Origin of the sequence: Desulfonatronospira sp. (assembly GCA_003563255.1) — a bacterium.
In the GTDB taxonomy this organism is placed as follows: domain Bacteria; phylum Desulfobacterota; class Desulfovibrionia; order Desulfovibrionales; family Desulfonatronovibrionaceae; genus Desulfonatronospira.
In genome coordinates this window covers 1-9,148 of record PWSL01000403.1, presented here as the reverse complement: position 1 = coordinate 9,148, position 9,148 = coordinate 1, and the positions used below count along the sequence as shown (strand labels likewise).

The following is a 9,148-nucleotide window of genomic DNA, read 5'->3' as shown; positions in this document are numbered from 1 at the left end:
GGCACTTATTTTTTATTGAACAAGAAACAGATTAGAAAAATAAGTGCCGGGAGAGCCAGTCCCCGTGCTCAACGCGTCCTGCAAGGGTTGACCGAATGATGCCCCGCATTGCCTCTCGTTCCCAGGCTCCAGCCTGGGAACGCTTAGTTGCCTCTCGTTCCCAGGCTCCAGCCTGGGAACGCTTAGTTCTTGCGGCATCAGCCGCTTTTTAAAAAATATGGCTGGAGCCACAAAAAAGCGATGTCCCCAGGCTGGAGCCTGGGAACAAGAAAATATCCTGTCTTCCTTGGCGACCTTTGCGCCTTTGCGTGAGAATATGTTTTTGGGTTGCGGGCACAGCCCGCGTTAGTGGATATCGCAGGCAATAAGAGATGACCACGCTAAGACGCTTGGCAGGCAATAGTTGAAAAAATATTTTTTTTTGAAATTTTTTGTTGACAACCTTCAAATCTTGTGTTTACAAAGCTTTCCATGTTGAACGAATCCCTTAGACCCAGTCATACTGCTTATTATTTTTGGTTTTTTTATTTTACAAAGGCCTGTGGTCCCAGGGGAGGAGTTTAGCCTTAAAGTCAAGTAGAAAATCCAGCAACCCAAGGGCCGCAGGCAAAAGCCGGCGGCCCTTTTTTTTGGCTCACAAAAGGTCCGCTTTAGCCTGCCGCCCCAAACACCAGGAGGTATTGTCATGCACTTGGGAAAAGCCATCAGAATGGAGAGGATCTTCAACCGCAACACAGGCCGGGCCATCATTGTCCCGGTGGATCACGGGGTTACCGTGGGTCCCATTGACGGAATAATCGACATGCGGGTCACTGTGGACAAGGTGGCTGAGGGCGGAGCCAATGCCGTGCTCATGCATAAGGGCCTGGCCCGTTGCGGACACCGGGGCAAGGGTCATGATGTAGGTCTGATCGTTCATCTTTCCGCCAGTACTTCCATTTCCCCTTACCCCAACGCCAAGACTCTGGTGGCCAGTGTCGAGGACGCCATCAAACTGGGTGCGGACGGTGTTTCGGTACACGTCAATCTTGGCGACGAAGCCGAACGTGAGATGCTCAGCGACATGGGCCGCGTGGCCACACACGCAAATGAATGGGGCATGCCTCTCCTGGCCATGGTTTATGCCCGCGGACCCAAGGTCAAGGACGAATTCGACATGAACATGGTTCGTCATTGCGCCAGGGTTGGCGAAGAACTGGGTGCGGACGTGGTCAAGGTCGCCTACACCGGGGACCCGGACAGCTTCGCCAAGGTGGTTGAGGCCTGCTGCATTCCAGTTGTTATTGCCGGAGGACCCAAGCTGGACAATGACCGAGACCTGGTCAAGATGGTTCACGACTCGGTCGCTGCCGGGGCGGCAGGGCTTTCCGTGGGCCGCAACGTGTTCCAGCACGACGAGGTGACTTCCCTGGTCAAGACCCTGAATCACGTAGTTCATCACGACATGGACGTGGACGAGGCCATGGATGTGCTGTCCAACGGCGGCAACTGATAAATAACCGATAACCGACAGCAGAAACACCATGACCAAAAAATTATACTTCAAGGCAATTCCTTTCGATAAAAAGCTGGTCACCCTGGCCCTGGAATCCGGGGTGGACGGCATCCTGGCTCACAATAGCGATCTGGAAAAGATTCAGGCCCTGGGCAGGACCCAGGCCCTGGATGTGCAGGACTTCAATTTCTTAAGCATAGAAAAAAAGGAAGACGAGGAAAAGGCGGTTCAATCCCTGAAGGCGGGGGAGAACGTGGTCCTGGCCCGGGGAGTGGAGATCATTCCCGTGGAGAACATCGTGGCCCAGACCCCCCAGGTGGGCATGGAGTGCGCCACTCTTCAGGAGGTGGATACCGCCCTGGGCATCCTGGAAAAAGGCGTGGACTACGTGGTGGTGGATGCAGAATCCGCCGGAGAGCTCAAAAAAATAGCCGCCAGGGTCAAGCAGGACCAGGGCAGGCTGGAGCTCATACCCGGCCGGATCACCCAAATATCCCCGGTGGGTCTGGGGCACCGGGTGTGTGTGGACACTATTTCCCTGTTAAATACATCGGAGGGCATGCTGGTGGGCAACTCCAGCGCATTTACTTTCCTGGTGAACGCCGAAACCGAGTCCAATCCATATGTGGCCCCCAGACCCTTCAGGATAAATGCCGGGGCAGTGCATTCCTACACCTGCCTTCCTGGAGACAGGACCACCTACCTGGAAGAGCTTTCTCCGGGCAGCCGGGTACTGATAGTTTCCGGGCAGGGCGATGCCAAATCAGCAGTGGTAGGGCGCATCAAGACCGAGGTCCGGCCCATGCTGCTCATCAGTGCCGAGTTCGAGGGGAACCAGGGCACTGTGATCCTGCAGAATGCCGAGACCATCCGCCTGGTGGGCGCGGACAACAAGCCGGTGAGCGTGGTCAAGCTCAAGGTGGAGGACCAGGTCATGTGCCGGGTCGACGAGGCCGGGCGGCATTTTGGAATGCGAATCCAGGAAGATATCAGGGAAAAATAGCCATGGACCAGGACACAAATCTCAAAAGAATAAGAAGCGAAATAAGCCGGCTGGACCAGGAGATCCTGGAACTTCTCAACCGCCGGGCAGGGCTGAGTCTGGAGGTGGGAAACATCAAGTCCAGGTCCAGGGACAACGTGTTCAAACCATTTCGGGAAAAAGAAGTCTTAAACGGTCTGGCGCAGAAAAATCCCGGTCCATTGCCGGAAGAGCACCTGAGAAGCATCTACCGGGAGATTCTTTCTTCATCCCGCAGCCTGCAGCAACCCCAGAAGGTGGTCTACCTGGGGCCGGAAGGGACCTTTTCCTACTTTGCAGGTGTTGAATATCTGGGACACAGTGCCAGGTTCACCCCGAAAAACAGCCTGGAGGATGTGTTCCGGGCGGTGGACACCAGAGAGGCCGAACTGGGAATAATCCCCCTGGAAAACTCCATGCAGGGCAGCGTAGGCCAGAGCCTGGACATGTTTTTAAAGTTCGAGATCTTTATCCATGCCGAAGTGTTTTTCCGCATCAGCCATTTTCTGCTCAGCCTGGAGACCGACCTGGAGGCCATCAAAAAGATTTATTCTCATCCCCTGGCCCTGCAGCAGTGTTCCAACTGGCTTCGGGCCAATCTGCCCGGGGTGGAAGTGATCCCGGACGAGAGTACGGCCCGGGCCGCTTCCAGGGCGGCATCGGAACCCGGTGCTGCTGCAGTGGGTCACCAGAAGCTGACCAAGTTTTACGAGCTTAATGTCCTGGGTAATTCCATCGAGGATCTGCCGGACAACTGGACCAGGTTTTTAATCATCAGCGCTCATCCCCCGGAAGCAGGCAACCGCGAGAAAACGTCCCTTTTGTTTTCCGTACTGGACCGACCGGGTTCCCTGGTGACCGCCCTGCAGGTCCTGTCCGTCAAGGGCATTAACATGCGCAAGCTGGAATCCAGACCCCTGCGGGCTGAGAAGTGGAGATATGTGTTTTTCGCTGATGTGGAGTGCGACCTCACGGCCCAGGATTATGCCAGCGTGCTCAAGGACCTGGAGGACAACTGCTACTATATGCGGGTGCTGGGCAGCTATCCGCATGGTCCACAGATTCTGGCATGATGGGATTGAGACAGATTATCTAATTTTAGAAGTTTCGCTGTAATGTTAAGCTGAAGAAATAATCCATGCATAATAAAATCATACTAAATGCACCGCCCTCCAAGTCGGTTTCCCATCGGGCGCTATTGGCAGCGGGTCTGGCTGGGGGGACATCAAACCTGGAAAATGTCCTGATCAGCGATGATATCTTGCGCACCAGAGACTGTCTGGCCGCCCTTGGGGCGAAATTTTCAGGAGATGATGCGGCCCCTGTGGTCAATGGGCTGGGTGGGCGGATCCAAGCCCCTTATCTGGACCCGGTGAAGCTGGATGTGGGCGAGTCCGGCACCACCTGCAGGCTGATTGCGGCTATTGTCTCGGCTGGGCGGGGCTGTTTCGAGATTTTCGGGGCCGGCCGCATGCACGAGCGCCCCATCCGCAGCCTTGGGGATAGCCTGGAGGGGCAGGGGGTCCGGTTTAAATACCTGGGTCGTGATGGCTGCCCGCCGGTGCGTATAGAGAGTTTTGGTCTGCCGGGAGGGGTGGTGACCGTGGCACTGGATGAGAGCAGCCAGTACCTTTCAGGGGTGCTTATGGCCGCCACCATGGCCGGTAGTTCCCTGGTAATAAATATCGGGGGAAAAAAGGTGGTATCCTGGCCTTATGTACATCTGACCCTGCAGGCCATGCAGCGCTTTGGCAACCCTGCTCAGCTGCAGACTCTCCAGGAAGGTCAATGGAGGATTACAGACCCGGACCGGGTACAACGGGTGGAACCGGGCAGGATTCGCTTCCTGGTGCATCCGGGTGTACTGACCCCTGTCAGATACAGGGTGGAGGGCGACTTCAGCAATGCTTCATACCTTTTGGCCGCAGGTGCTGTGGGAGAGAGGCCGGTGGAGGTAACCGGGCTGGACATATATTCCAGGCAGGGTGACCGGCGCATCCTGGAGATTCTGAAGAGCATGGGCGCAAAGGTGCAAAGCTCTGATCAGGGTGTGGTGGTAAGTCCCGCAGATCTGCATGGGGTGGACCTTGATATGGGCACCTGCCCGGACCTGGTGCCCACTGTGGCTGTTGTTGCGTCCATGGCCACCGGCACAACCAGGATCAGCAACGTGGCTCACTTGAGGATCAAGGAGAGCGACCGGCTGGCCGGGGTGCAGCAGGAAGTAAGCCGGGCCGGGTGCAGGTGTCGGCTCAATGATGACGGTCTGGTGATTGAGCCTGCAAACCTCGCCCGGGGAGACAGGGTGAATTTTTGCACCTACGGCGATCACCGCATGGCCATGAGCCTTTCCCTTTATGAGCTGGCAGGCGTCAGGGCGGTTCTGGACAATCCTGCTTGCGTGAACAAGTCCTTTCCCGGATTCTGGGATGAATGGGACAAGGTACGCCGGGCTTACGGTATTTCAGGCCAATAAGGATGAAAAGTCTTGTTGTTTGATGCACCTGCAAAAAGTCTTATTTACAGACACAGAGGTCAGATGCGAGAAGGCCACCGGGTGTGCCTGCACCCTGCTTTCCAGAATAGCGCTGAAAAGATTCTTTACTGGAGTGATGCATGCAAAGTATAGATGAGCTGGTCCTGGTGGGCTCCAGAGGTCAGATGGGGACGCTGATCAAGGACAGGCTCTCTGGCGGCGGGGTGAATGTCGTCTGCCTGGACCGGCCCTTTCCCCGGGATGAACTCCCCGGCATTCTGCAGAAGGCCCAGATGGTTCTGCTGGCGGTTCCGGTGGCCGGCATGGACCAGGTCCTGGAACTTATGGGCCCGCATTTTTCAGGCTCGCTTATCCTGGCGGACATCTGTTCAGTCAAGACCCTGCCCGTGAACAAGATGCAGCATCACCATCAGGGACCGGTCATGGGGACCCACCCGCTTTTCGGCCCCAGACCTTCCGGGAGGGATGACCTGAAAGTGGCACTGTGTCCCGGGCACAACATCCAGGAAGATCATGTGCAGGCGGTGCATGATGTATTCGCCCGCGGAGGCATGCATACCTTCATGAGTTCCTGCCGGGAGCATGATCAGGCCATGTCCTGCATACAGGGACTCAATTTTGTAACCACTATTTCCTATTTTGCCAGTCTGCCCCAGGATATCGACCTGGACAAGTTCGCCACTCCATCATTCAGACGCAGGGCCAGGGCCGCCCGGAAGATGCTCAATGAAGACTCGGAGCTGTTTTCGTCCCTGGCAGAGGACAACCCCTACACCGGACAGATGATCCGGCGCTTCAAGTCTTTTTTAAACCTCAGCGCTGCAGGGGAGTTCGAACTCTTGACTGACAAGGCTCTGTGGTGGTGGCGCAATTTCAGCGACAGGCAGGGGGGATAGCCGTGTTTTTTGATTTTGCTCCATGATAAAAGGCCACGTCCTCCCAGCAGGGAGGACGTGGCCTTTTTGTTTGGAGAAGGGTTAAATGACATCTGATACTATAATGCAAAAGGAGAAACATATGATCAACCTGCAGCAAAAGGCCACCTGTCTGCCTGCTGACACGCAGACGCCGGTGTCCCTTTACTTGAGCCTTATCGGTAAGGAAAAAGGGATTTTACTGGAGAGTTCCGAGGTGGACGGTCGTCTGGGGAGGTACAGTCTGCTGGCCTGGGATTTCAGGCTGCAGCTTGGCTGCAACAGGGGCAGGCTCAAGGTCAAGATCCTGGATGAGCGTCTGGAGAGGTTGAAAGAGATGCAGGGCATGGATTTCATCCAAGGGGTACGCTCTGTTCTGGCGGAACTGCAAGTGCTGCCGGATCCCAATTTTGCTTTGCCCCCGGTTACCAGGGCGGTTTACGGTTACCTGGGCTTCGGCCTGGGAGGACTTCTGGAGCCCAGGCTGGCGGAAGTCCTGCCCCCGGAGGATGCCGAAGCCCAACTGGTGCTGCCCGCCCGGATACTTCTTTTCGATCACCTGCATCATAACTGCTATTACATCTGCCTGGACAAGGAAACAGCCCTGCCCCGGCCCAAGCCCTGCAAAAACAAAAGCGAATTCAGGTTGGGGGATGTAAGCACCACTCCCTCCCAGGAAGAATATCAGGACAGGGTCAGGGACATCAAGGAGCTGATCAGGCAGGGCGAAGCCATCCAGGTGGTACTTTCCACCAGGTTCAGCGCGGATTTCCGAGGGGATCCGTTTCTGGTGTACCGGCATTTAAGACGAATAAACCCTTCGCCCTACACTTTTTATCTGAATATGGAAGACATCACCCTGATGGGTTCTTCACCGGAACTGATGGTCAAATGCGGCAATAATGAACTGCAGCTGAGGCCTATTGCCGGTACCAGACACCGGGGTGAAAGCGAGAAAGAGGACGAACGTCTGGCCGAGGATCTTTTGTCCGATGAAAAGGAGAAGGCCGAGCACGTCATGCTGGTTGACCTGGGCCGCAACGACCTGGGCCGCATGGCTGTCGCCGGAAGCGTGGAAGTGGACAAGTTCATGCGGGTGGAGAGATTTTCCCATGTCATGCATATGACTTCCTACCTGTCAGCCAGGCTCAAAGAAGGACTGGACGCCCTGGAAGTCATCCGGGCTTCTTTTCCCGCCGGAACAGTGTCCGGTGCTCCCAAGATCCGGGCCATGGAAATTATCGGCGAACACGAGCCCGCTCCCAGGGGGCCGTATGCCGGCATTATAGGGTGGATAGGTCTGGACAAGGACAGCGTGAACCTTGATACGGGTATAACCATCAGGAGTCTTTGGATCAGGGACGGAAAGATAAACTGGCAGGCAGGGGCCGGGATTGTTTTCGACTCTGTGCCGGAAAAAGAATGGGAAGAGTGTCAGAACAAGGCCATGGCCATACGCAAAGCTCTAACCTTTACTGGAGGTCCGGATGATTTTGCTCATAGACAACTTTGATTCCTTTACTTTCAACCTGGTTCAGGTACTGCAAAAGTTGGGTGCGGGCCCGGTTGTGCTTAGAAACAACCAGGAAGAGATATTCAGTACCATGGAGCAGAACCTGCAGGCAGTGATTATTTCCCCGGGACCCAGTCGCCCGGAGAATGCCGGACTGTGCCTGGACTTTCTAAAGCGCCTGAGCCCGGAGGTGCCGGTGCTGGGTGTATGCCTGGGACACCAGGTTTTAGGGCACTTTGCCGGGGCCAGGGTGGAGGTGGCGGATCGCATAATGCATGGCAAGACCTCCAGAGTTTACCACCGGGAGACCGGGCTTTTCGAGGGCATCCCCAACCCCTTCGAGGTCTGTCGCTACCATTCTCTGCTGGTGCGGGCGATCTCGGATAATGCCTTTCGCATCACCGCCAGGACCAAGGACGACGAGGTCATGGGACTGGAATATACCGATCGACCCTGGATGGGGGTACAGTTTCACCCCGAGTCCATTCTCACTCCCTGGGGACCCAGGGTCATGGAGAATTTCCTGAAGATGAGCGGGATATAGGCATTCAGGGGTGCATGAACCGGCCCGGGGACAGTCCCCACAGATTGCAAGGTTAAAGGAGAAAAACATGCAGATAAAACAAGTACTCAATAAAATATGCTCCGGGCAGGACCTGGAGTACAGTGAGGGACGGGATGTCTTTCAGGCCCTTTTTGAAGGGGAGATTTCCCCGGCTCAGAGCGGGGCACTGCTCATGGGCCTTCGGACCAAGGGGGAGAGTGCATCGGAACTGGCCGCTGCAGTAAGTGTGGCCCTGCAGCGGGCCAGGCTGGTACAGGGGCTGTCCGGGGTGACCATTGATACCTGCGGTACAGGGGGGGATTCCCGCAACAGCTTTAACTGCTCCACCGCGGTGGCCTTTTTTCTGGCCGACCAGGGCATCCAGGTGGTTAAACACGGCAACCGGGCTGTATCCAGTTCGTGCGGCAGCGCTGACGTGGTGGAGGCCCTGGGGTTGCAGCTACTGGACGACCCGGACCTGGTGGCAGGCGAGCTTGCGTCCAGAAGTTTTGCCTTCCTGTTTGCTCCGCATTTTCATCCAAGTTTTGCAAGTATCGCCCCTTTGCGCCAGGAACTGGGCATAAGAAGCGTATTCAATCTTATGGGACCGCTTTTAAATCCTGCCAGACCGACGCATCAGATACTGGGAGTGCCTCACGCCGGCTTTATGCCCCTTATGTCCGGGGTGCTGGCTGAAAGCGGGGTGCAGTCCGCGGCAGTGGTGCACGGGGCCATGGGGTTTGACGAGTTGACCCCCTGCGGCGTGAACCAGGTGATTATGATCCGGGACGGCAGGCAGGAGGAAATGCTTCTGGACCCCGAACCCCTGGGGTTTGAGTCCTGCAGTCCTGAGGACCTGGCCTGTGCAGACAAGCAAAACGCCCTGACCAGGCAGCGTGAGATCCTGTCCGGACATGGCCCGGCAGCCATGCAGGACATGGTGGCCCTGAACCTGGGCCTTTGCCTGCATCTGCTCAATCCGGTCATGGATCTGCGGGACTGCATGCAGCAGGCCAGGTCCATTGTCCGGGGAGGGCTGAAAAAACTGTATCTGTTTAGCGCTTTTTAGGAAAGCAGGGGACAGGCACTCCGGGACCCACTTGAACATCATTTTGTGATCAAAACGACTCATTTTCTGGGACAAGTGGGTCCCGGAAGAGCCAG

General features: G+C 56.1%; 8 protein-coding genes. All 8 read left to right on the top strand.

Annotation, left to right across the window (positions count from 1 at the left end):
• The first annotated feature begins 685 nt into the window (after nucleotides 1–685).
• The 8 genes from QZP87_RS11665 to trpD all read left to right on the top strand — a co-directional run bounded on the left by QZP87_RS11665 (nucleotide 686) and on the right by trpD (nucleotide 9,053).
• Nucleotides 686–1,492 carry a 2-amino-3,7-dideoxy-D-threo-hept-6-ulosonate synthase gene (locus QZP87_RS11665; RefSeq protein ID WP_291323099.1) on the top strand — a complete coding sequence of 269 codons (807 nt, stop codon included), beginning with the start codon at nucleotides 686–688 and terminating at the stop codon, nucleotides 1,490–1,492.
• A gap of 31 nt (nucleotides 1,493–1,523) precedes the next feature.
• Nucleotides 1,524–2,498: a 3-dehydroquinate synthase II gene (locus tag QZP87_RS11660; protein ID WP_291323098.1), complete on the top strand. Its 975-nt coding sequence runs from the start codon at nucleotides 1,524–1,526 to the stop codon at nucleotides 2,496–2,498.
• A gap of 2 nt (nucleotides 2,499–2,500) precedes the next feature.
• Entirely contained in the window at nucleotides 2,501–3,589 is a 1,089-nt protein-coding gene (gene pheA, locus QZP87_RS11655) for a prephenate dehydratase (protein ID WP_291323097.1), read from the top strand.
• Between the two features lie 65 nt (nucleotides 3,590–3,654).
• On the top strand, nucleotides 3,655–4,992 hold the full coding sequence (gene aroA / locus QZP87_RS11650; RefSeq protein ID WP_291323096.1) for a 3-phosphoshikimate 1-carboxyvinyltransferase: 1,338 nt from the start codon (nucleotides 3,655–3,657) through the stop codon (nucleotides 4,990–4,992).
• A 140-nt stretch (nucleotides 4,993–5,132) separates the two neighbouring features.
• The gene (locus QZP87_RS11645) at nucleotides 5,133–5,909 is read left to right on the top strand and encodes a prephenate dehydrogenase/arogenate dehydrogenase family protein (protein ID WP_291323095.1); all 777 of its coding nucleotides are present in this window, start codon (nucleotides 5,133–5,135) and stop codon (nucleotides 5,907–5,909) included.
• Between the two features lie 121 nt (nucleotides 5,910–6,030).
• Entirely contained in the window at nucleotides 6,031–7,440 is a 1,410-nt protein-coding gene (locus QZP87_RS11640; protein WP_291323094.1) for an anthranilate synthase component I family protein, read from the top strand.
• On the top strand, nucleotides 7,415–7,984 hold the full coding sequence (locus tag QZP87_RS11635; RefSeq protein ID WP_291323093.1) for an aminodeoxychorismate/anthranilate synthase component II: 570 nt from the start codon (nucleotides 7,415–7,417) through the stop codon (nucleotides 7,982–7,984). Before QZP87_RS11640 ends, QZP87_RS11635 begins: the two co-directional genes overlap by 26 nt.
• Before the next feature lie 67 nt (nucleotides 7,985–8,051).
• On the top strand, nucleotides 8,052–9,053 hold the full coding sequence (gene trpD, locus QZP87_RS11630; protein WP_291323092.1) for an anthranilate phosphoribosyltransferase: 1,002 nt from the start codon (nucleotides 8,052–8,054) through the stop codon (nucleotides 9,051–9,053).
• The last annotated feature ends 95 nt before the right edge of the window (nucleotides 9,054–9,148 follow it).